At 67.3% G+C, this 22,001-nt stretch carries 23 protein-coding genes; 10 read left to right on the top strand and 13 right to left on the bottom strand.

The features are described 5' to 3' along the window. Nucleotides 1–106 precede the first annotated feature (106 nt). Nucleotides 107–1,105, top strand: a complete 999-nt coding sequence (locus NN4_RS40825; RefSeq protein WP_186818873.1) for an AurF N-oxygenase family protein — start codon at nucleotides 107–109, stop codon at nucleotides 1,103–1,105. Nucleotides 1,106–1,123: 18 nt separating this feature from the next. Here NN4_RS40825 and NN4_RS40820 read toward each other — a convergent pair whose 3' ends face one another. Next, on the bottom strand, nucleotides 1,124–2,428 hold the full coding sequence (locus NN4_RS40820) for an SAM-dependent methyltransferase (RefSeq protein ID WP_147142750.1): 1,305 nt from the start codon (nucleotides 2,426–2,428) through the stop codon (nucleotides 1,124–1,126). A 182-nt stretch (nucleotides 2,429–2,610) separates the two neighbouring features. Between NN4_RS40820 and NN4_RS40815 the strand changes: the two genes are divergently transcribed. The 4 genes from NN4_RS40815 to NN4_RS40800 all read left to right on the top strand — a co-directional run bounded on the left by NN4_RS40815 (nucleotide 2,611) and on the right by NN4_RS40800 (nucleotide 5,856). Beyond that, complete coding sequence (locus NN4_RS40815; RefSeq protein WP_147142746.1) at nucleotides 2,611–2,838, top strand: hypothetical protein; 228 nt, start codon at nucleotides 2,611–2,613, stop codon at nucleotides 2,836–2,838. A gap of 100 nt (nucleotides 2,839–2,938) precedes the next feature. Beyond that, nucleotides 2,939–3,958: an ArsR/SmtB family transcription factor gene (locus NN4_RS40810; protein WP_147142742.1), complete on the top strand. Its 1,020-nt coding sequence runs from the start codon at nucleotides 2,939–2,941 to the stop codon at nucleotides 3,956–3,958. 57 nt (nucleotides 3,959–4,015) lie between these two features. Then, entirely contained in the window at nucleotides 4,016–5,047 is a 1,032-nt protein-coding gene (locus NN4_RS40805) for a DMT family transporter (RefSeq protein WP_147142739.1), read from the top strand. A gap of 167 nt (nucleotides 5,048–5,214) precedes the next feature. Further along, a complete protein-coding gene (locus NN4_RS40800) occupies nucleotides 5,215–5,856 on the top strand; it encodes a SanA/YdcF family protein (protein WP_246181365.1) in 642 nt (213 codons plus the stop codon). An 82-nt stretch (nucleotides 5,857–5,938) separates the two neighbouring features. Here the strand turns inward: NN4_RS40800 and NN4_RS46450 are convergent, their stop codons facing one another. Next, a complete protein-coding gene (locus tag NN4_RS46450; RefSeq protein ID WP_246181364.1) occupies nucleotides 5,939–6,667 on the bottom strand; it encodes an LppP/LprE family lipoprotein in 729 nt (242 codons plus the stop codon). Nucleotides 6,668–7,006: 339 nt separating this feature from the next. Here NN4_RS46450 and NN4_RS40790 point away from each other — a divergent pair, with 339 nt between their 5' ends. Beyond that, a complete protein-coding gene (locus NN4_RS40790) occupies nucleotides 7,007–7,906 on the top strand; it encodes a serine hydrolase (protein ID WP_186818872.1) in 900 nt (299 codons plus the stop codon). Between the two features lies 1 nt (nucleotide 7,907). Here the strand turns inward: NN4_RS40790 and NN4_RS40785 are convergent, their stop codons facing one another. The 6 genes from NN4_RS40785 to NN4_RS40760 all read right to left on the bottom strand — a co-directional run bounded on the left by NN4_RS40785 (nucleotide 7,908) and on the right by NN4_RS40760 (nucleotide 11,082). Further along, nucleotides 7,908–8,402 carry a group II truncated hemoglobin gene (locus NN4_RS40785; protein WP_147142737.1) on the bottom strand — a complete coding sequence of 165 codons (495 nt, stop codon included), beginning with the start codon at nucleotides 8,400–8,402 and terminating at the stop codon, nucleotides 7,908–7,910. Between the two features lie 92 nt (nucleotides 8,403–8,494). Next, a complete protein-coding gene (locus NN4_RS40780) occupies nucleotides 8,495–9,070 on the bottom strand; it encodes a F0F1 ATP synthase subunit B family protein (RefSeq protein ID WP_147142734.1) in 576 nt (191 codons plus the stop codon). Next, entirely contained in the window at nucleotides 9,067–9,576 is a 510-nt protein-coding gene (locus tag NN4_RS40775) for a F0F1 ATP synthase subunit B (RefSeq protein ID WP_167768815.1), read from the bottom strand. Before NN4_RS40775 ends, NN4_RS40780 begins: the two co-directional genes overlap by 4 nt. Nucleotides 9,577–9,582: 6 nt before the next feature. Continuing rightward, the gene (locus NN4_RS40770) at nucleotides 9,583–9,840 is read right to left on the bottom strand and encodes a F0F1 ATP synthase subunit C (RefSeq protein ID WP_107658665.1); all 258 of its coding nucleotides are present in this window, start codon (nucleotides 9,838–9,840) and stop codon (nucleotides 9,583–9,585) included. A gap of 46 nt (nucleotides 9,841–9,886) precedes the next feature. Beyond that, nucleotides 9,887–10,684 carry a F0F1 ATP synthase subunit A gene (atpB, locus tag NN4_RS40765; protein WP_246181363.1) on the bottom strand — a complete coding sequence of 266 codons (798 nt, stop codon included), beginning with the start codon at nucleotides 10,682–10,684 and terminating at the stop codon, nucleotides 9,887–9,889. Further along, nucleotides 10,681–11,082 carry a hypothetical protein gene (locus NN4_RS40760; protein WP_107658664.1) on the bottom strand — a complete coding sequence of 134 codons (402 nt, stop codon included), beginning with the start codon at nucleotides 11,080–11,082 and terminating at the stop codon, nucleotides 10,681–10,683. The genes atpB and NN4_RS40760 overlap by 4 nt, the downstream gene beginning before the upstream one ends. 603 nt (nucleotides 11,083–11,685) lie before the next feature. Between NN4_RS40760 and NN4_RS40755 the strand changes: the two genes are divergently transcribed. Genes NN4_RS40755 through NN4_RS40740 form a run of 4 tightly spaced genes read left to right on the top strand, consistent with a single transcriptional unit; the run spans nucleotide 11,686 to nucleotide 15,459 of the window. Continuing rightward, the gene (locus tag NN4_RS40755) at nucleotides 11,686–13,530 is read left to right on the top strand and encodes a hypothetical protein (RefSeq protein WP_147142730.1); all 1,845 of its coding nucleotides are present in this window, start codon (nucleotides 11,686–11,688) and stop codon (nucleotides 13,528–13,530) included. Then, complete coding sequence (locus NN4_RS40750) at nucleotides 13,527–13,727, top strand: hypothetical protein (RefSeq protein WP_147142728.1); 201 nt, start codon at nucleotides 13,527–13,529, stop codon at nucleotides 13,725–13,727. The genes NN4_RS40755 and NN4_RS40750 overlap by 4 nt, the downstream gene beginning before the upstream one ends. Then, nucleotides 13,724–14,125, top strand: a complete 402-nt coding sequence (locus NN4_RS40745) for a hypothetical protein (protein WP_147142725.1) — start codon at nucleotides 13,724–13,726, stop codon at nucleotides 14,123–14,125. The genes NN4_RS40750 and NN4_RS40745 overlap by 4 nt, the downstream gene beginning before the upstream one ends. Beyond that, a complete protein-coding gene (locus tag NN4_RS40740) occupies nucleotides 14,122–15,459 on the top strand; it encodes a hypothetical protein (protein ID WP_147142722.1) in 1,338 nt (445 codons plus the stop codon). Before NN4_RS40745 ends, NN4_RS40740 begins: the two co-directional genes overlap by 4 nt. Here the strand turns inward: NN4_RS40740 and NN4_RS40735 are convergent, their stop codons facing one another. The 5 genes from NN4_RS40735 to NN4_RS40715 all read right to left on the bottom strand — a co-directional run bounded on the left by NN4_RS40735 (nucleotide 15,460) and on the right by NN4_RS40715 (nucleotide 21,761). Further along, complete coding sequence (locus NN4_RS40735; protein WP_186818871.1) at nucleotides 15,460–16,737, bottom strand: ABC transporter permease; 1,278 nt, start codon at nucleotides 16,735–16,737, stop codon at nucleotides 15,460–15,462. Beyond that, nucleotides 16,737–17,867, bottom strand: a complete 1,131-nt coding sequence (locus NN4_RS40730; protein ID WP_147142716.1) for an ABC transporter permease — start codon at nucleotides 17,865–17,867, stop codon at nucleotides 16,737–16,739. Before NN4_RS40730 ends, NN4_RS40735 begins: the two co-directional genes overlap by 1 nt. Then, complete coding sequence (locus NN4_RS40725; RefSeq protein ID WP_147142713.1) at nucleotides 17,864–19,375, bottom strand: ABC transporter ATP-binding protein; 1,512 nt, start codon at nucleotides 19,373–19,375, stop codon at nucleotides 17,864–17,866. The genes NN4_RS40730 and NN4_RS40725 overlap by 4 nt, the downstream gene beginning before the upstream one ends. A gap of 12 nt (nucleotides 19,376–19,387) precedes the next feature. After that, the gene (locus tag NN4_RS40720; RefSeq protein WP_147142711.1) at nucleotides 19,388–20,482 is read right to left on the bottom strand and encodes a BMP family lipoprotein; all 1,095 of its coding nucleotides are present in this window, start codon (nucleotides 20,480–20,482) and stop codon (nucleotides 19,388–19,390) included. 136 nt (nucleotides 20,483–20,618) lie between these two features. After that, entirely contained in the window at nucleotides 20,619–21,761 is a 1,143-nt protein-coding gene (locus NN4_RS40715) for a metallophosphoesterase (protein ID WP_147142707.1), read from the bottom strand. Nucleotides 21,762–22,001: the final 240 nt, after the last annotated feature.

Here is a 22,001-nt window from a genome sequence, read left to right as displayed (position 1 = left end):
TCCCGTTGTTCGTTCCGCCGCCCAGCTCCGGTCTAGAAATGTATGAGACAGGCTGTTACGGTTAATCTGTGTCACATTAACCTCGACTGGATATGAGGTAGACGTCATGGCTACAAAGTCGGCAACGGCGCCGTCTCGGACCGCGGCGCACAACGCGTACGCGGGGATCCTGACGACGCTCTCCGAAGGTTCGGTGAACAAGCACTTCGATCCGTACACCGAGATCGATTGGGATGCCCCCGAGTGGGCGGTCACCCCGAACGACCCGCGCTGGATCCTGCCGCCGGACAGCGACCCGCTCGGCGCGCACCCGTGGTATCTCGCGCTGCCCGAGCAGCGCAAGATCGAGATCGGCATGTGGCGGCAGGCCAACATCGCGAAGGTCGGCCTGCAGTTCGAGGAGGTGCTGATCGGCGGCGTGATGAACTATCTGTTCGCCGTGGTGCCCAACGGATCGGCCGAATTCCGGTACCTCAACCACGAGGTCGCCGAGGAGATCAACCACACCCTGATGTTCCAGGAGATGGTGAACCGGATCGGCGCGGACGTGCCGGGCATGGGCCGGATCATGAAGGTGCTCGGCCCGCTGGTGCCGCTGCTCGGCCGGTTCTTCCCGACCACCTTCTTCGTCGCCGTCCTCGCGGGCGAGGAGCCCATCGACCACGTGCAGAAGCAGGTGCTGCGCACGGGCCGCGACGTGCACCCGATCATGCGTGACGTGATGCGGATCCACATCGCCGAGGAGGCCCGGCACATCGCCTTCGCGCACGAATACCTGCGCCACCGGGTCCCGAAGCTGGGGCGGGTGCAGCGCGGCACGCTGTCGCTGGCCTACCCGATCATCATGTTCATCGCCTGCGATCTGATCGTGAAGCCGCCGCGCTCGCTGTTCCGCGAGTTCGACATTCCGCTGAGCATTCGCCGAGAGTTGTTCTGGCGCAGCCCCGAAGCCCGCGCGCGCCGGCGCGACTTCTTCGGCGAGGCCAGAATGCTCGCGGCGGACATCGGCTTGATGAACCCGGCGGCGAAGCTGACCTGGCGGCTGCTGCGGATCAACGGCGGACAGTCCAGGTACCGCGGCGAACCGGTGCGTACCCGCTCCTGACCGCGCGGGACTCGGCGCTCACCCCCATGCGCGCCGAGTCCCCGGCATCCCGGTGCGCCCCTGCGCATCCGGCACCACACCGAGCACCTGGTGCAGCCCGAGCCCGCCGTCCTCGAAACCCAATGCCGACGCGGCCATGTAGAGCCGCCAGATCCGGGCGCGTCCGGCACTGGTGAGCGAAACCGCTTGATCCCAAGCACTTTCCAGGTTGGCTACCCAGGCGCGCAACGTCAGTGCGTAGTGCTCGCGCAGTGCTTCGACATCGCGTACTTCGAAGCCCGCGCGCTGCATCGCCAACGCGACCTCACCGACATCGACCAGCTCACCGTCCGGGAAGACGTAGCGGCCGACGAACGAGTTTCTGCCCATCACCGATCCGCCCGCAGAGGAGATCGCGTGATTGAGTAGTCGGCCTTCGGGCCGGAGCAACGCGCGCAGGGTGTCGAAGTACTCCGCGGCGCGTTTCGTGCCGACGTGCTCGAACATGCCGATCGAGGAGATGGCGTCGAACTCCTCGCCACGCAGATCGCGATAGTCGGCCAGCCGGATCTCGACCGCCTCGGTCAGACCCGCCTCGGCCACCCGCGCACGCGCCAGCTCCACCTGGGCGGTGCTGATCGTCACGCCGACCACCCGCACGCCATAGGTAGCCGCCGCGTGGATCGCCATCGAGCCCCAGCCACACCCCACATCGAGCAACCGCATCCCGGGCCGTAAACCGAGCTTGCGGCAGATCAGATCGTGCTTGGCGCGCTGGGCGTCTTCCAACGACACGCTCCCGTTCGCACCGCCGCTACCGTCGTCGTCCGGCGCGACGAATCGTGCGCACGAATACGTCATGCTCGGCCCGAGCACCAGCCAATAGAAGTCGTTGCCGACGTCGTAGTGATGGCTGATCGCCGCCGCGTCCCGGCGTTTCGTGTGCAGCGGCCCGCGCAGCGGACGCACCTCCTCGGGCGGTGGCTTCGGCCGCCGCCCGAGCGCACCGAGCTGCCGAGCGGCGTCGATGGCCTGCCAGGCCGCACCGACACCCAGCGCGGCGTCGCTCGGCGCGGTCGAGGCCAGCGATCGCAGAATCGCGAAGATGTCGCCGTCGAGGTCCACCAGGCCGGACACGTAGGCCCGGCCGATACCGAGTTCGCCCGGCGCCCAGACCATATGGCGCAACGCGTCTTTCGACCGGATGCGAATGGTTCCGGCGCAGGCACCCTCGGGTTCGACAGCGCTGCCGTCCCAGAATTCGAAACGCACCGACGAGTGGGGCCCCAGCGCGGCCCGCGCCAGGGGTTCGAGCACGGCCGCAACCGTCGTCTTGTCGCCCATATGACCACTATGGCCCGCGCCGCCCGCCCAGGGCGGCAACGACTGGCCGCGCGGCGCAGGTTCGCTGCCACGAGCATCGCGAAGCCCGCGAGTTGCTTGGTGTTTCGGCCTGGGCCGAATCATGGTGACCGCGCCACCTGCTCGTTCCTAGGCTGCTGAACAGCGACAACGAGGAGTTCGACATGGTGAAAGACGTAGCGGTGCAGGGTGAGGGTGGTGTCGCGCTGGCGGTGGCACGGATGACCGACAGCGTGCTGGCCGAGTGGCAACGCGGACGGCAGCGGTGGCAGTCGAGATGGGCGCGCCGGGACGAGCCGGTAGCGAAGGAGTCGCTGCTCCCGCCGAACGCCGCGGAGCTTTTGGTGCGGACGGATCCGCTCGTCGCGGTACGGTGGCGGGGTTCCTGGTGATCGGAGGTGCCGTGGTGCGGTATCGGGTGGACATGGTGCGCAGCGGGGGGTCGGACGCGGCCTGCGACGGCGCGGCCGCGCGGCGGCAAGGTGGCCGGGAATGAAACGGATCATCTGCACGCCTGACGATTTGATGCGGGTGCGCATCGGCGCTCCGCTCGGCGCCATCGCGGAGACAATGCTGGCCAGCCGGGTGGTGCAGCGCCGCAACGTCGCCGGTTTCGCGGGCTGGCGCAGCCAGATACGCGGCGCGATCCCGGCCAACTTCGGGGTGCTCACCGACATTCTGCCCGCCGACGATTCGTTCCTCGATCTGATCACGCCCACCCGCGGGGCCCGCACGATGTCCGCGGGTATCGAAGCCCTGCACCTGGCCTCGCGCGACGAACTCCGGATGGAAGTGGAAAGCGTGCTCCGCCGCCGGGCGGGGAAGGGGCAACGGCCGCTGCCCTCGTGGACGGCGGAGCTGGCCGACCGAGACGGCACCGCGCGCCGCACTGTCGCCGACGCCGTCGAGGCCTTCCACTCGGTGGCGTTCGCCGGCCGCTGGGCGCACATCCAGTCGTATCTGGAAGTGGCCGCCGAACGGATGGCGCGCACCCTCGCGACCGAGGGCGTCGAGCGGTTGTTCGCCGGGCTGCATCCCTACGTGAGCTGGCGCGCGCCCGTGCTCGAAGTGCACAGGACGACTCCCTGCCACGACGAGCACCTCGACGGCCGCGGGCTGATCATCATCCCCTCCATGTTCGCCTGGCCGGAACCGCTCACGCTGTACTCGTTGGTGGACAAGGACGCACCGATGACGGTGATCGTCCCGGTGCTGCGCGACATCGGTGATTTCGCGGCCGTCTGGGGTCCGCGCGCGCCCAACGAGGCGCTGACCGCCCTGCTCGGCCGGACCAGGGCCGCCGCCCTGCAGGTGATCGCGGAAGGGTGCAGCACCACCGAACTCGCTCGCCGACTGGGTGTTTCACCCGCGACGGCCAGCGAGCACGCGTCGATCCTGCGCGAAGCCGGGCTCATCGAGAGCTGGCGGCACCGCAACGCCATGCGCCACGAGGTGACCACTCTCGGTGCTGCCTTGCTCGACGGCGACCTCGCCAGCGCCCGCATCGCGTGATGCGCGACGTCCGAAAACCGCGTGAGTTCGCGCGGCCAGTGATCTAGCGTTCGGTAAATGGAGCAAGTCGTTCGATCCAGCGATCGGAAGGCCGTACTCGCGGCCGCGGTCACCGTGGTGCTGTGGGCCTCGGCCTTCGTGTTCATTCGAGCTGCGGGAGAAGACTTTTCGCCGGGCGCGCTGGCCTTGGGCCGGTTGGCGACCGGGGCTGTCGCGCTGGTGCTGATCCTGGTTGCCACGGGGGAGGGGATGCCTGCGCGGGCTGCCTGGCGCGGCATTCTGGTGTCCGGGGTGCTCTGGTTCGGGGTGTACATGGTGGCGCTGAACTGGGGTGAGCAGTACGTCGATGCCGGTACTGCGGCGATGGTGATCAATATCGGGCCGGTCATGATCGCGGTGCTGAGTGGACTGGTGCTGCGGGAAGGGTTTCCGGCGCGGCTGATGGCTGGGATCGCGGTGGCTTTCGCTGGTGCGGTCGTGGTCGGGCTGTCGAACTCGGGTGGTGGTAGTGCGGCTGCGCTCGGCGTGGTGCTGTGTATCACCGCCGCAGCCGCGTGGGCGGTGGCGGTGGTCGCGCAGAAACCCGCGCTCGCCCATGCGTCGGCGTTGCAGGTGACCACGGGTGGGTGTGTCATCGGTACGGTCGCCTGCTTGCCGTTCTCGGGTCAGTTGGTCAGTGAGGTTGCCGCTGCGCCGCTGTCCGCGACGTTGAGTGTGGTGTATCTGGGTGTGTTCCCCACCGCTTTGGCATTCACCACATGGGCTTACGCGCTGTCGCGCACCACGGCGGGGAAGATGGGTGTGACCACCTATGCGGTACCAGCCCTGGTGGTGCTGATGGCGTGGATCGCACTGGACGAGGTCCCCGGTCCGCTGGCGGTGGTCGGCGGGTTGCTGTGTCTGTCCGGTGTGGCGATCACGCGGTCCCGCGCGGACAAGCCGGTCGCCACGATCGTCGAGGGCGAGTCCGGTGTGCCGGCCGGGCCGGATGTGTCAGTTGAGCCGCGCGTGCCAGTCGAGCCAGGTATGCCGGTCGAGCCGGGTGACGCGGAAGACATTGCGCCACAACAGGTAATGAACCCCAAGTAGAGGCCCGCCCCTGCCTGGCGCGCAAGCCGCGGTGCACTGCTCCCGGTGGCATGGCGGCCGTCGGCAGTGACCGACAGGCCGCCTCGCCTACGATGGTCGCGGCCGGCAACCTAGCGTCGCAGGCGTTGCCGGCACGTGCACTGTCGGACCGACTGGAAGAGGTTGCCGTGGTAGACGACAGGAAGCCACGGCTCGAGGGCAAGCGCAAGCGGCGATGGGTTCGCAGGTCGTTCCGAGCGACTGTCGCCATGGCGGCGGGGCTGCTGCTGATCGTGGTCGGCGCGAATGTCCGGCTGTGGCTGGTCTCCTCCGGCCACCGGTTCGCCCCTGACGCCGCGCCGACGGCTCCGGTGGTGATCGTGCCGGGAGCGAAGGTCGGCCCGGACGGTGCGCCGATGGCGTACCTGCGCGGGCGACTCGATGTCGCGATCGAACTGCTGCAAGCGGGCAAGGTCCGCGAGATCCTGGTGTCCGGTGATGCCGCCGGAACCTCGGGCGACGAAATCGCCTCGATGACAAAGTATCTCGCCGACCACGGTGTCGATCCGGCGCTCGTGCGCGCCGACGGCGAGGGCTTGTCGACCCGCGCCACCTGCGAGCGTGCCAAGCAGCTGTTCGGCATCGATCGCGCGATCATCGTTACCCAATACCAGCACGTGCCACGCGCTGTCGCGCTGTGCCGCGCCGAAGGCATCGACGCCGACGGCGTCACCGCCTACTGCGACTGTCGGCGGATAACGCTGGTACGCAACAACATCCGTGAATGGCTTGCCGCTCCCAAAGCCATCGCCGCCTTGATCGGACGCTGACCGGACCCGCTCGCAACCATCGAACGGAAAGGCCCCTGCACCTTCGATCCTGAAGGTGGAGGGGCCTTTCCGCGCTACAGCTCTACTTGTCCGGGTCCGGCGGGAACTGTCCCTGCGCCGTCACGGTGGTGCCGTTCAAGGTGTATGTCACGACGGTGGGTCCGCCGGACGGGCAGCACAGCGCGTCTTCGGGCTTCACCCACCGGTACTGCACCGAGACCGTGTTCTTGGTCTTGCCGAGCACCGTGGTGTAGCCGTAGTACTTGGACGTGGCGGTGCCCAGGTACGTGCCGTTGGTGAAGAACAAGACGTGGTAGCCGGGATGGCTGCCGTTCCAGTTCACCAGCATCCAGGACAGGACGCCGGCGCAGCCCGCCGCGATCGGGTCGTTGCTGGCCTCCAGGATGACCCAGGGGTATCCGCCAGCGTTCGGGGCCAGCCGGCCCACCGCATTGCGGGCGAGCTGGGAATTGGAGTCGAAGCACAAGCCGTTGCCGCTGCCGTTGGGTGGCTGGTTCGCCGGTGGTGGCGGCGGGGCAGGTGCGGGTTCTTGTCGATCGACCGGCACGCTGGCGGGCGGCGTTTCCTTGGTGGTCTGCGGATCCGGTTGCGCCTGCGGCGGATCGCCGGGCTTACCGGTGTCGCCCGGCTGCTCGGGGGCCGGAGCGTTGCTCGGCCCGGCGGGCGCCGACGGAACCGCCGACGGGATCGGCGTCCTGGTCGCCTGCGGCGCTGAGCTCGAGTCGCAGCCGCTCGCGCCGAGTACGACACTCGCGGCCAGTGCGGCAAAAGCCCATGACTTGATGTTCATTGAACCCCCGGAATCGGTGTGGTCGGGTATGGAGTTGTTGCGGTGTCCCCGCAGTCGCTCCGGTTGCCCGAAGCGCGAACGCGGTCCTCCCTCCGCGCGCCTGCGACGACTAACTGGACATCGGGCTACTCCTTAGGCTTGTTACCGAGTTTCCGGCGATCTGGGCCAGGAGAAAGTTGGTGCCCCCACTGTCGGGGGCATCGACGTGACGGCGCGAATTGCCGCCGCTGCCGAGTGTCGGGTTGCTCGGGTGTGCCCGGCTTGCCAAGATGGGCGAACGTCTAGCACCACCGTTGACCTGCGTTTTCCGTCTGACGACACTGCGAAACGAGGGCGTTCATGCGGAAGTCGAGGTTTCCGGTGGTGCTGTCCGGCCTGCTGGTGGCCGGGTCGCTGGTCGCCGCCGCCCTGATGCACGAGCCGCGTGGCGCAGCGCGCGCGAACCCGGTGCCGGAAGGGCCGGCGCGCGCGGCGATCGGTCCGTCGCCCGACTTCGATCCCGCGTTCCAGGCGCGGATCGCGCAGGCCGAGGCGTACGCGAAGAGCCGTCCCGGGTTCACCGGCATCGTGGTGCGCGACCGGCGCACCGGCGCGGTGTGGCGCAATGCCGAGGCGGCGACGCCGATGTGGGCATGCTCCACCCCGAAGCTGGCGATGGCGGTGGATCTGCTGCTGCGCGACGACCTCGGCTCGGTCACGCTGACCGCCGAGGACCGCGAGCTGATGCACCGGATGCTGCATGCCAGCGACAACGACGCGGCGACCACGCTGTGGGACCGCTACGGCGGGGAGCAGGTGTTCGCGCCGAGGTTCCGATCATTCGGCATGGCGGGCATCGAGTTCGCCGACCAACATCCGGACTCCTGGGGGTGGATCCTGGCCACCGCGAACGACCTCGAACACCTCATCGACTTCGTCCTGGAGAAGCTGCCCGCCCGGCACCGCGACTACCTGGTCGGCGAGCTGCGCACGGTCGACGGTGGGGCGTCGTTGGATACCAACCAGCGATGGGGCGTCTGGGGCGCGGGCGATAAGGCGTTGCCCGGCAACAAGAACGGCTGGGCCGACGATAACGACGACGGTTCATGGCTGATGAACTCGGTGGGATTCGTCGGTCCGCGTGAGCGATTCACCGTCGCCATCATGAACAACACCCAGGTGGTCGAGGACGGCTACCAGGTCGGCCGGGAAACCGTGACCAAGATCAGCGAGATCCTGTTCAAGGATTACTTCAGCTAGGTCACGGCCGATACGGCGGCGCGACGCCCCAACCCCAGTGCGGCATAGGCGCTTCCAGCGGTGGCGTGGCATCCGGCTGAGAATTCGCGTGCGCAAGCCGGGTGCCCCACTCGAGGTAGGAGGCGAAGGCGGCGCGGAACTCGGGGTCGTCGGGCAACCCGACCTCGTCGGCGGCGTCCATCAGCAGGTTCACCCAGCGGCGCCGCTGCGGCTCGCTGATCGCCTTGCCGAGGTGTTGCCGGACCATGTGCGCGTAGCCGCCGCGTTCGGTGCTGTAGCTGTCCGGTCCGCCGAAGACCTCGGCCAGCCACATCGCGACGTACTTCGGGTGTCCGGGATCCATGCCACGGAACAGCGGGCCGACCAGCTCGTCGCGCAGCACTTCCCGATAGAACACCTCGGTGAGTTTCTCGAAAGCCGCGGTGCCGCCGGCCCATTCGTACAGGCTCGGCACCGCGTCCACGGCCGCCGTTGCTTCGCTGGTGGTCTCCGACATCGACGACTCCGCTCGAGAACTCTGCTGCCCATGATCAGGCGAACGTCATCCTAACGGGCACAGTCGATTCGCGTCGGCTTGCCGAGTGCCGCTCAGTTCCACTGTGATTGCGTGTGCGCCCGGCCGGATGATCCGGTGTTCGCCATCGCCTCGAGGTCGTCGAGGAACTGCTCGACGGCGTCCGATTTGATCTGTGGCGACTGGACTTGATCGCGCACGCTGTCGCTGGTGTGCCGCAGCACCTGCTGCGAGAAGTCGGCCTTGAGGTCGCGGGTCAGCTGCCTGCGCATCAGCTCGATCTGATCGCGACCCTGCTTGCGTACCCGTTCCACCTCGGCGGCGGCCGTCTCGCGCATTTTGACGACGATGTCCTCGGCGTCGGCGTGCGCGTCCTCGAGCAGTTGCGCGAGTTCGGCTTTCGCCTCGGCCAGCCCCTCGTCGTAGACCTTCTTGGCCTCGACGAGCCGGTCGGCCGCCTGCTGATTCTCCTCGATCTGCTTCTGGATCTCGCCCTGCGCCTTGGCCATCATCCGTTTCACCGGTGGCGCAACGTATTTCACGATGACCCAGACGATGACCGCGAAGCCGAACAGCTGGCTGACGAAAACCTGCCATTCGAAATGGATCTGGTAGATGCCCTCGGCAAGGATGTCGCTACTAGGAGTCATGACGACGCCCGTCCTGTCTGCTGGCCTCGGCTCGTGCCTGCCCGCCGATCATCGACGCCGACCACTCGGTTGGCCAGTGACCGCGCGAGTGGTTCGACTGTTTCGCGCAACTCCGCGGCGACCTGATCCGCTTGGGCCCGCAATTGCGCCTCGGCCTCCGCGACAATCGCGTTGGCTTCCTGTTGGGCCTGGCCGCGCATCTCCTCGAGAATTTCCCGGCCCTCGGCACGCGCCTTGCTCCGGATAGCGGCCGCTTCCGACCGCGCTTTCTCCAGTTCCGCACGATGCTTGGCTTCGGCCTCGGCGAACAATTGCCGCGCCTCTTTGGTCGTCGCCATGGTCTCTGCGGTCCGCTCTTCGCGTTCCTCCAGCACCTTGCGGATCGGCGGAACCACGAAGAACCAGATGACCCCGAGCACGATCAGGAAGATCAGTAACTCGACGAAGAAGGTGCCGTTGGGGATAAGGAAGTTCCCCTCGGCCACCACATCGGTTCTGGGAGACATGCCCGGTTACTTGCCGGGAGTCGCGAATACGAAAAGGGCCATGAAGGCTAGATTGATGAAGTACGCCGCCTCGACCAGACCGACGGTCAGGAAGAAGATGGCGCGCAACCGACCCTCTGCCTCCGGCTGACGGGTGACACCGTTGATCAGTGCCGCGCCCGCGAGGCCGTCACCGATGCCTGCGCCGATGGCACCGCCCGCCATGATGATGCCGCCGCCGATAAGGGCGCCCTGGATGATGGACGCGGTGGTTGGGTCTGCCATGTTCTACTTCCTATTCTCGGATGTGGACGCGATCGGCACTCGCCGATCAGTGGTGTTCGTCTTCCAATGACATCGACTGGCTGAAGTACAGGACAGTCAGCAGCGAGAAGATGAAGGCCTGAATGGCGCCGACGAACAAGTCGAACAGCTTCCATATGGCATTGGGGCCCCAGCTGATCCAGAAGGGGAACAACGTGATCACCGACAACATCACGCCGCCGGCGAACATGTTTCCGAACAATCGCAGGGACAGCGACAGTGGCTTGGCGATCTCTTCGATGACGTTGATGAACACCATCGGGCCCCAGCCCGTGTGCCCCTTGAGTATCTGCTTCACGTGCCCGAACGGGCCGCGCCGCGCGACGCCCGCGGACTGGTAGGCGATGAATACGAACAGGGCGAGTGCATAGACGAAATTGACATCCGCGGCGGGCGGTGCGAGCAACTCACCGTCACCGACCTGTACCGGCAGCACCGAGAGCCAATTGGACAGCAGGATATAGACGAACAGGGTGACCGCGAGCGGCAGGGCGAACGGCGCGACCTTCATGCCGATCGCGCTCTCCACCTGAGTGCGCATCTGGACCGTCACGGCCTCGAAGAACAGCTGCACGCCGTTCGGGACGCCGGAGGTGATCTTGAGCCGCAGGTAGAAGGCGAGACCGAGCACGATGGCCGCGGCGACCGACGTCGACACGATGGTGTCGACGTTGAAGGCGATGCCGAAGACATGGGCGACCGCGTGATGGCCGACTCGGATCTTCGGCTCCTCGGCGGGCGCCTCCTGGGCGAGCAGCGTGATGCTCGAGGAGACCTGGGCTAACGAAATGGCTGGGATCGTCATGGCGTCTGGCGAAGCCCTTTCAATTCAGGCAGGACGGTGTTGAAGACCAGGGCGACTTGAAAGAGCGCCAAGCCGAAGAAGATACCGACGCCATTGGGTCGCGCAAGGAAAGCCACCAGCAGGGCGACGACGGTAATGCCGAGCAGTCGTAGCGCCGAAGAACCTACCAAACGCTGCTTGCTCGGTGCCTCGGCATTGGCAATGCGAGTGATCGCCCAGAGGGTGAGTTGGGCATTCAACCAACCGACCGCGAGCCCGGCGCAGATGAAGGTGCCGAGCAACAGTCGATCGATCAGGCCGGTAATACCGAGCGCCAGCACACCCAGAGCGACTGCGGCAATGGCCGCGCGCCGTATCTGGAGCCTATTCACGTCCACACCGACACCGCCCTCGCCCATACCCCCACCTCATGATGGGGGAAGTGATGAATCGATAGCATACACATCCGAACCTCCCTGCGTGGCAAGGTTTTTGATCTTTATCGACATGATCTTGTAAATGGTCACAGACATCATCTGGTTACTCGCACGAGCCGTTCTTCGCGCACAACTCATACGAGCGCGACGCCATTCCTGAAGTTGCGCAGAGCCTTTTCGAAATGAGCTGACGTGGGAGAAGCCTGCCGTCCACGGACTCAGCTCGCACGCGACCGAGGAAGCCGGGGTCTGCGCTCGAGGAGTATAGCCAGTAGATTGGTGAATCGATGGCAACACAGCGACACTCGGCAAACGACTTGCCGATGACGTGTCACGCCGGTTTCGGGTTTGTCCGCACTTAAGAGTTTTGCCCGATTTGTCCATTTATTGGATGCTGATTACTTGCGGCCGGACCGCCCAGTTTGCCAACAAGATCGACAAACTCGGGAACTCACCCCATTTCGGGCACGCGCGCACTGTGACTGATCCCAGACCTGGCCCGCGACGCGTAATCCGCTGCATACCTCGGCCTTCCGTGGGCATTCGCCGTTAAGGGAGAATTCGAGTTACAGAGAGTTGGGCGCGATGAGGCCTGAGTTCGTGGTGCTGGCAAAGGGTTCCGAAGGCGGCGGTGCCGCATTGGATCAGGTCATCGTGTTGACCGGATCGGCGATGCTGGTGGCGGCGGGCTTGTTCTGGGTGGCCTATCTCCATCGCACGCGCCGCATCACCTGGCTGAAGAACGCGGCCGACCGGCTTGGCCAACTCGGCAACCGCCCCGGCTGGGTGGCGCTGCCGCTCGCGGTGTTCATCACCACCATCCTGACCGCGCTGCTCGGTTTCATCTGGGATGTGAGCCTGCACATCGGCAAGGGCCGGGATGAAGGGCCACTGGCCAATCCGGCGCACTACTTCATCATGATCGGCCTGTTCTTCCTGTTCATCGCCGGCATGCTGGCCGTGGTGCTGCCGCTCGACGAGAAGCCCGGTCCGGCCGCCATCCGGATCACCCGCACCTGGTACGCACCGGTCGGCGGGGTACTGATGGCCGCGGTCGGGCTCTACGCCCTCATCGGCTTCCCGCTCGACGACATCTGGCATCGGCTGTTCGGCCAAGACGTCACCCTGTGGGGCCCAACGCATCTCATGCTGATCGGCGGTGCCGGACTGTCGCTGGTCGCGGTGCTGCTGCTGGAGTTCGAAGGTCGCCTGGACCGGCCGGATCCGGACCGGGCGGACGGACGGCTGCTGTGGGTGTTCCGGGTGTTCGCCTTCGGCGGGTTGTTGATCGGAATGTCGGTGTATCAGGTCGAGTTCGACTTCGGCGTGGAACAGTTCCGCCTGGTGTTCCAGCCGATGCTGATCGTGGCGGCGAGTACGGTGGCCCTCGTCTCGGCGCGTTACACGCTGGGGCGGGGTAGCGCGGTGGTCGCGGTGCTGTTCGCCTTCCTGGTGCGCGGGGTCGTCGCGGTGCTGGTCGGCCCGATCCTCGGTGCGCCGCACAATGTCTTCCCGCTCTACCTCGGGGCCGCGGTGGTGGTGGAGCTGATGGCGCTGCTGCCGTTGATCCGTAAGCCGGTCTGGTGGGGCGCGCTCACCGGGTTGGCCGCCGCGACCGTCGGACTCTGGCTCGAATCACTCTGGGTGGGAAGGATGTTCGTCGACCCGTGGCCGACGCGCATGTGGCCGGAACTGCTCGCGATGGCGGTGCCGGTCGGGATCGCGGGCGGGGCGCTCGGCGCCTTGCTCGGCATGGTGCTGCGCGGTGAACCGCTGCCACGCCCTTCGGTGCGTCGTGGCCTAGTCGTCGCCGCGGTCCTGATCGCCGCCGCGGCCACGGCGAACGGCCTGCGCGTCGATGTCCCCGAAAACGCCTCCGCGACAGTGCGATTGCAGGACGCCGCGCCCGCGCCCGGTGGCCGAATGGTCACCGCGGACGTCACGCTGACGCCCACGGATCTGGTCGGCGACGATCCGGAGTGGGTCCAGATTCTCGGCTGGCAAGGCGGCACCGGCTCCGACAGTCCGGGCCGCGGATTAGTGATCGATCATCTGCAGCGGGTCGAGCCCGGACACTACGTCAGCACGAAACCCGTTCCGGCCTATGGCAACTGGAAGACAGTGCTGCGCGTGCACGACGGGTCCTTGCTGACCGCGCTGCCGGTGTACATGCCGGAGGATCGCGGGATCGACGCCGCGGGTGTGCCCGCGGCGAACGAGTTCAACCGCCCGTTCGTCGCCGAGATCACGGTGCTACAGCGGGAACGCTCCTTCGACCACCCCTCGTGGTTGCTCGCCGGGGCCTCGCTGATCGTGCTGATCTGCTCGCTGCTGGTCATCTGGGCGCTGGCCTGGGGCGCCGCGCGGATCGTGCTCGCGTATCGCAACGATGTCCGGGCGCAGGGACTGGCCGCGGCGGTCCGCCGGTGAGGTACGAAGACGGCATCGACATTCTCGCCGGTCACTCTGCGCTGCTGGCGATCCCGGCGTTCGTGCCCGCGCTCGCGGTGGTCGGCGTGGTCCTCGGTATAGCTATGCGTGATCGGCGCGCTGAGCGTCGCGAGGCCGGGCAGTCGGCCGACGACGCCGCGGTGCCCGATCCGCCTGAGCGGGAGGAGAATTCATGATCTATGCAGGCCGTATCGGCGTTGTCATCGCATTCCTAGCTGTGTCGGCGACGGTGACCGCGTGTGGCACGGCAACGGTGGACACACCGGCGGCCCGCACGGCGGCGAGCCAGTCGGTCGACGTGCCGCAGGAGGTAACCATCGCGGTCCGTATCGCAGGCGGGTCGGTCACGCCGACCAATGCCAGGACCGAGGCCAGGCTGTACCAGCCGATCGTGCTGAAGGTGGACAGCGATGCCGTCGACGAACTGCACGTCCACTCGGAGCCGAGCCAGAGCTTCGCGGTCGAACCGAGAGCCGGGCAGGAGTTCCGCTTCATCGTCACCGTGCCGGGACGGGTCGACGTCGAACTCCATCACGCCGGTAAGACGGTGACCACGTTGCTGATCCGGCAGTGACCCGGTCGCTGGCGCACGGGCTCAACGGCGCGGCCGATCTGCCGATTCCGTTGACCTACGCGCTGATCGGCGCCGCGTGGGCGTTGACGTTCTCGTTCGCGATCCTGCTGGTGGCCTGGCGGCGGCCGCGGCTGGATCCGGATACACCGGGACTGTTGGTGCCGTCCGCGCTACGTGCGGTGATCGATTCCCGTGCGATGCGAACCGTGCTCGCGGTGCTCGGTGTCGCCGCCGCGGTCGTGGTCGCGCTGGTGCTTGTGTTCGGTTCGGCTTCGCCGCAACGCAATCCGGTGCCGGGCGTGTTCTATATCTACCTCTGGGTCGGGGTGATGCTCGCGTCGCTGGTACTCGGTCCGGTGTGGAAAGTCGTCTCGCCGATGCGGGCGCTGCATCGGTTCGGGTGCTTCCTGCTGCGGCGCAACCCCGAGGACGGTGTGCGCCGGTACCCAGCGTCGTGGGGGTACTGGCCCGCGGTGTTCGGGTTGTTCGCTTTCGTCTGGCTCGAACTGGCCTCGCCCGAGCCGGGTTCCGTTGCGGCCGTTGGCTGGTGGCTGTTCGGCTATGCGGTGCTCACTCTGACGGGACTGGTGGTGTTCGGGACCGCGTGGGCCGAGCGCGCCGACCCCTTCGAGGTGTACAGCAGCCTGCTGGCGCGGCTGAGTCCGCTCGGCCGCCGTTCTTCGGGTGAACTCGTGCTGCGGTCGCCGCTGCAGAATCTCGCGGGCACCCCGGTGCTGCCCGGGGCAGTGGCGCTCGCGGCGACCCTGCTCGGCTCCACCGCCTTCGACAGCCTCTCGGCGATGCCCGGCTGGCGGAACCTGGTCGACTCGCTCGGTGGCGGTTCGGTTCTGGTGGCCACGCTGGTCCGCAGCCTCGGCTTGCTCACCGTCATCCTGATCGTCGGCACCGTCTTCACCGTCGCCGCCCGGGCAACGGGCGGTCTCACCCGTGCCGAGCGCACGAAGCTGCCCGGCGTGCTGGCCCACAGCATCACACCGATCATCGCCGGATATATCGTCGCGCACTACCTGACCTTCGTGGTGGAGAAGGGTCAGGCGACGGCGTTGCTGTTCGCGGATCCGTTCCAACGAGGCTGGGACATAGGAGGATTGGCGCACCGCGAGGTGGAGTACGTGCTGTCCGGCCATCCGACGGTGCTGGCCACCACGAAGGTGCTCGCGGTGCTGACCGGCCACATCCTGGGCGTCGCCGCCGCGCACGACCGGTGCCTGCGGCTGCTGCCACCCGAGCATCGCGCCACCGGCCAGCTCGCGCTGATGCTGACCATGGTCGGCTTCACCTTCACCGGTTTGTACCTGCTGTTCGGCGGATGATCAACCGGGAACGTACGGTTCGCCGTCGGCCTTGGGCGGCCGGACCTGTCCGACCGCGCCCGCCACGGCGATCACCGTCAGCAGGTACGGCGTCATCTGCAACACCTCGGTCGGAATGGGCGTCGCCAGCACCTGGAGCTGACCCTGCAGCGCCTTGGTGAAGCCGAAAAACAGTGCCGCACAGGTCGCGCCGATCGGATGCCAGCGGCCCATGATCACCGCGGCCAGCGCGATGAACCCGTTGCCCGCCGTCATCGCCTTGGAGAAGCCGCCGGTCGAGCCGATGGTGAAATACGCGCCGCCGAGCCCGACGATCGCACCGGCCACCAGCACGGCCTCGTAGCGGATGCGCAGCACGTTGATGCCGACGGTGGCGGCGGCGCGCGGATGCTCGCCGACCGCCCGGACCCGCAGGCCCCATCGCGTCCGATAGAGCACCAGGGTCACCACCGCGACCAAGACGACCATGGCGTAGACCAGCGCGGTTTGCTGGAACACCGTCGGTCCGAGGATCGGGATCGACGACAGCACCGGAATCGCGATGGGCTGCAAGGTTCCCGGGCTGTTGAAGCGGGCCGACCCGTCCGACAGTCCGGTGAGTTGATCGAACAGGAAGCCGGTGATACCGGTCGCGAACACCACCAGCAGCACGCCGAGCACGATCTGGTTGACCAGGTACTTGATCGAGAACACCGCGAGCAGCCAGGCGAGGAATACGCCGGCGATCATCGCCGCGACAGCACCGACGAGGAAGCTGCCGCTGACCGTCGCCACGATGGCCGCGGCGCAGGCACCGGCGAGCAGTTGCCCCTCGAGTGCGAGGTTGATGATGCCCGCGCGTTCGCACAGCACTCCGGCCAGCGCGCCGAGGATCAGTGGCGTGGACAGCGCGAGGGTGCCTTGGATCTGATTGGTCAGCGGGAACAGTTTGCCCGAGGCGGCCCAGCAGATGAACGTCACCACGAACGCGAAACCGAACAGCGCGAACGCCGCACCCGCCCACTTGCCGGTCAGCCCACGCCACACGTGCGCGACCGCGATGGCCAGCGCGAGAATCGAGAGCACCAGCGCCGCCGGTTTGGCGGGCACCCGCAGATCGCCGGGCCCGGAACCGTCCGGCGCCGACAGCCGGAAGTCGACATTGCCCGACTTGGTGAACACCGCCAAGGCGAGCGCCCCGACGGCGAGCACCAGCAGCAGGATGCCGAGCCGCAGCCGCCTGCGGCGGTGTTCGGGCGCTTCCAGTACGGGCGCGGCGGGTTCGGTGGTGGTGGTCATCAGTTCCACCCTTTCGCCAGCACGACATCCGCGCGTTCGGCGCGGATCCGGAACACCGCGCGCACCAGCGCGGGCGCGGCGACCAGCGCGACGATCACGGCTTGCAGCACGGTCACCAGGGTCAGCGGGGTGCCCGTCGCCGCCTGCATCTCGTTGCCGCCGGAGTTCAGCGCGCCGAAAAGCAGTGCCGCGAAGACGGTTCCGATCGGGCTGCCGCGGCCGAGCAGGGCGACGGTGATGCCGTCGAAGCCGAACGATCCCGCGATACCGTCGGTCAGCGGCAGATCGGTGCCGAGCACCTGCTGGGCGCCCGCCAGCCCGGCCAGGCCACCGGCGAGCAGCATGGCCAGCACGTAGGCGCGGCCGATGTCCATGCCCGCGGTGCGCGCGGCGTCCGGGTTGGCGCCGACGGCGCGCAAGCGGAAGCCGAGCGTCGAGCGCGCCAGCAGCCACCAGACCAGAACCGCAGCCAGTAGCGCGATCAGCAAGCCGAGATGCAGCCGGGTGCCGCCGAATTGGGCGAGCTGCGCGTTGTGGTCGACCACCGGGCTGATCGGCTCGTTGCGGCCCGGACGTTGGAACGCCGAGGTGGTGAGCAGCCAGGTGAGTCCGTAGAGCGCCACGTAATTGAACATGATGGTGGTGATGACCTCGTGTGCGCCGGTGCGCGCCTTCAGCAGTCCGATGATGCCGCCCCACACCGCGCCGCCCGCGACGCCGGCGAGCAGCGCGACCAGCACGTGCACCACCGGCGGCAGATGCAGCGCGAAACCGACCCAGCCCGCGCAGAGCGCGCCGGCGATCAGCTGGCCCTGCCCGCCGATATTGAACAGTCCGGTCCGGAAGGCCAGCGTCACCGCGAGCCCGGTGCAGATCAACGGTGTTGCGGCAACGAGGGTTTCGGCGAGCTGCTGACGTCCGCCGAACGCGCCGAGGAACAGCGCCCGGTAGGTGTCGCCGACCGCGTTCGCCGCCTCCGACACGGCATCCATCGGCCGGGCGAAGAAATACCCGAACGCCGACATCACGTCGGGGTTGCTGACGATGATCAGCAGCGCGCCGACGACCAGCGCCAGCAGCACCGCGAGCGCGCTGACCACCAGTTCGCGCACCCAGGCCCGGTCCTTCATCGATCCCTCCCCGGTAGCGCACCGGCCATCATCAACCCCAGCTGATCGCGGGGGGTGTCGGGACCGACGATGTCGACGATGCGCCCCTGATACATGACGATGATCCGATCGGACAACGCGTAGATCTCGTCCAGCTCGGTGGAGACGATGAGCACCGCCGTGCCCTGATCCCGTTCCCGGACAATGCGTTTGTGCACGAACTCGATGGACCCGACATCGAGCCCCCTGGTGGGTTGACCGGCGATCAGCACCTCGAGCGGCCGCGACATCTCCCGGGCGAGCACCACCTTCTGCTGGTTGCCGCCGGACAGCGAACTCATCGGCTCGGTGGCCGACCGGGTACGGATATCGAATTCCTCGATCCGCTTGGCGGCGTTGCGTTTCACCGCGCTCAACGAGAGCACGCCGTGCCGGGAGAACTCGGGCAGGTCGATCAGATCGAGGACCAGGTTCTCCGCGACGCTGAACGTGCCGATGAAGCCGTCGTGCGCACGGTCCTCGGGCACGTAGCCCATGCCCGCCTGCAAATGTTGCCGCGGTGTCCGCCCGACCACTTCCCAGCCGCCGACGGTCACTTCGCCGCGCACCGGTGTCCGCAGGCCGAGCAGCGCGTTGACCAGTTCCGACTGCCCGTTGCCCACCACCCCGGCGATACCGACGATCTCGCCGCCGTCGACGCGGAACGACACGTCGTCGACGACAACGGCGCCCGCCATGTCGACGACGGTCAGATCGCTGACGACGAGGGTGGCGCCGACCGGTTTCGCCGGGGTCTTGGCGACCACGAGCTCGACGGAACGGCCGACCATCAACTCCGCGAGATCGCTCTCCGCGGTGGTCGGTGCGACGGTGTCGATCACCGCGCCGCGCCGGATCACGGTGATCCGGTCGGCGATCCTGGTGACCTCCTTGAGTTTGTGCGAGATGAAGATGATCGAGGTGCCGCTCGCCGCGATCCCGCGCAGCACCTCGATGAGCTCCTCGATCTCCTGCGGGGTGAGCACGGCGGTCGGCTCGTCCAGGATGAGCACCTCGACATCGTTGGCCAGCGCCTTGAGGATCTCCACGCGCTGCTGTTCGCCCACCGAGAGATCGGCGACCAGCGCGTCGGGGTTCACCGGCAGCCCGTATCGCTGCGACAGCTCGCGCACCCGGCGCCGGGCGGCCTCGCGATCGAGCGCGGCGAAGCCCTTGACCGGCTCGCGGCCGAGGATGATGTTCTCCGCGACGGTGAACACCGGAACCAGCATGAAGTGCTGATGCACCATGCCGATACCCGCGGCGATCGCGTCGCGCGGGGAGTGGCAGCGGATGGCGCTGCCGTTCAGCAGGATCTCACCCTCGTCCGGCTGCAACAGGCCGTAGAGCATGTTCATCAAGGTGCTCTTGCCCGCGCCGTTCTCCCCGAGCAGGCAATGGATTTCCCCCGGCGCGACCGTCAGATCGATGTGGTCGTTGGCGAGGAAAGTACCGAATCGTTTGGTCAGACCGCGTAATTCGAGTCGCATGGCCGGCCGCGCCTACTTGACCGCGGGCTGCGCCTTGGACGCGAGGGTGATCTTTCCGCTGGCGATATCGGTGGTCAGCGCCTCGATTTCGCTCTTCAGCTCGGCCGGGATGGTGGCGTCGAACTGGTGATACGGCGCCAGGCTGACGCCCTTGTTCGACAGCGTGCCGACATAGGGCGTGTTGTCGAACTTGTTGCGATAGGCATCGGTCACCGCCGTCTGCACCGCGACATCCATCGACTTCTGCACGCTGGTCAGCAGCGAGGCGCAGTACTCCGCGGCACTGACACAGCCGTCGGTGTCCACCCAGACCGCGTTGACCTTGCCGCCGGAGGAGTGCACGGCCTCGAGCGCGCCGAGACCGGCCGGGCCGGCCACCGGGAGAATGATGTCGGCGCCCTGGCTGATCAGATCGTTGGCCTTGGTCTTGCCGACGTTCTTGTCCTCGAAGGTATTGGTGATCACGCCCTGCTGGGTCGCCGGATCCCAGCCGAGCAGTTGGACCTGCTTGCCCTTGCGCTGGTTGTAGTACGCGACGCCCTCGGCGAAGCCGTCCATGAAGATCGCGACGGTGGGGATGTTGATCCCGCCGAAGGTGCCGACCTTGTTGGTCTTGGTCATCCCCGCGGCCAGGTAGCCGGCCAGGAACGAGGGTTGTGCGGCGTTGAAGATCAGGCCGCGCAGGTTGGGCAGCGGCGGATTCTTCTGGGTGTCGGTGTAGGCGTAGTCGACGATCGCGAAATCGACGTCCGGGTTGTCCTTGGCCGCGGCGTAGGTCACGTCGCCGAGCTTGAAGCCGACGGTGACGATGATGCCGCACTTCTGCCGGACCATGGTGTTGACGTTGGTCGGATAGTCGTTGTCCGAGCGGGACTCCAGCTGCGCCTTGCTGATGCCGAGCTCGGCGACGGCGTCGGTGATGCCCTTGTAGGAGGTCTGGTTGAACGACTTGTCGTCGAAACCGCCGGAGTCCGACACCATGCACGCTTTGAAGTCCTCGGCCCCCGGCTCGCCGGACTTGCCCTGCTCCGACGGCGGCGTACCGCATGCCCCGACGGTCAGCACCAGCACCCCGGCCGCGGTGAGCGTGCGTAGCCACCTGCCCATACTTGCCTCCTGAAACGCCATAGCCCGCAACTCAACTCGGCGGAAGTGCCGCGAGAGTGCAGTGGAGCAGGAGTTTAGGCCGCCGAGCCGATCCTGGCTCGGTTTCCGGGCCATTCGCTGACCGGCGGCCGTTGCGCTATGCGTGCGCGGGCGCCGAACGCAGCACCAGGACGGTGATCTCACTCGGCGCGAAAACGCGCAGCTGCGGACCCCAGAATCCGGTGCCCCGGCTGGTGTAGAGCTGGGTGTTCGCGCCGTGCCTGCTCAGGCCCGCGACCACGGGTTGGTCGAGGCGGACCAGGTAGTGGAACGGCCAGATCTGGCCGCCGTGGGTGTGGCCGGAGATTTGCAGCGCGACGCCCGCGGCCGCGCTGGCGGTGATCTGCTTGGGCTGATGGGCCAGTAGCACCACCGGGAGCCGCGGGTCCGCACCGGCGAGCGCGGTGGGCAGGTCGGGTCCGTGCCCGGGCAGCGTGACGCCGGTCGGGTCATCGATGCCTGCGATCACCAGCTCGTCGCCGCCGCGGGTCACCGTCTGGTGCTGGTTGTGCAGCGGTTGCCAGCCGATCGAGGTCATGTGGTCGATCCAGCCCTGCGCGTCGCCGAAGTACTCGTGGTTGCCGGTGATGTAGAACCGGCCGAGCGGTGCGTCGACCTTGCCGAGCGGGTCGACCTGCGGGTGTCGCTTCGCGACCGAGCCGTCCGCGAGATCGCCCGCGTGACAGGCGATATCGGGGCGCTGGGCGTTGACGACGTCGACCACCTTTTCCGACCAGCGCAGTCGGTTCAGCGCGGCGAAGTGGGTATCGGTGACGACCACGAGGCGCAGTCCGTCGAAACCCTGTCCGAGTCCGGGGAGGGTTACGTCGACGGTGCGTACCCGAGGCACCCGTCGCGCCTCGGCGATGCCCCAGCCGACCAGGGCGGTCGCCACCGCGAGAACGCCCACCGCGACGATGCGCGAGCGGTCCGGATCGTGCACGCCCGCCAAGGGCAGCACCAATCCCGCGACGTTGCCGATCACCGACCAGCTGAACGCCACCCACGCCACACCGAGCAGCGTGTCGCCGACGATGGATGCGGCATCGGACTGTGCGGGCCCGTGCCCGAGGAACATCGCCGCGGGCAGGCACGCGAAGGCGAGCAGGAAGATCGCCGAGCCGAGCCAGAACAGTGGGCCGGTGCCCTCGGTGGGGGCGCCGACCAGGGTCCACCACGGGACCACGAACAAGAGGGCGGGGATCGCCAAGAACAAGGCAACGCGGGGAACGTACTTCAAGAGACCATCCTCGTCGGCGCGGGTTGCTGCGCGCGGTCCCTCCGCCCGGCGCGGGCGCTATCGACGATAACAGCGCTGCCATGACAACTCAGCGACGAACCACACCGCACGGTTTGTGCGATGTGGTTCGGTTTTGATCAGGACGGGTCAGCAGGTTCCGGTGCCGCTGCCTCCGCTGCCGGGTGCGCCTGCGACCAGGCCTGCACCGCCGCTGCCGCCGTTGCCGCAGTTACCGAGGGT

The sequence above is a fragment of the Nocardia ninae NBRC 108245 genome (assembly GCF_007990755.1).
Lineage (GTDB): Bacteria > Actinomycetota > Actinomycetes > Mycobacteriales > Mycobacteriaceae > Nocardia > Nocardia ninae.
The sequence above is the reverse complement of the archived record's forward strand: the minus strand, read 5'-3'. Positions and strand labels throughout refer to the sequence as shown.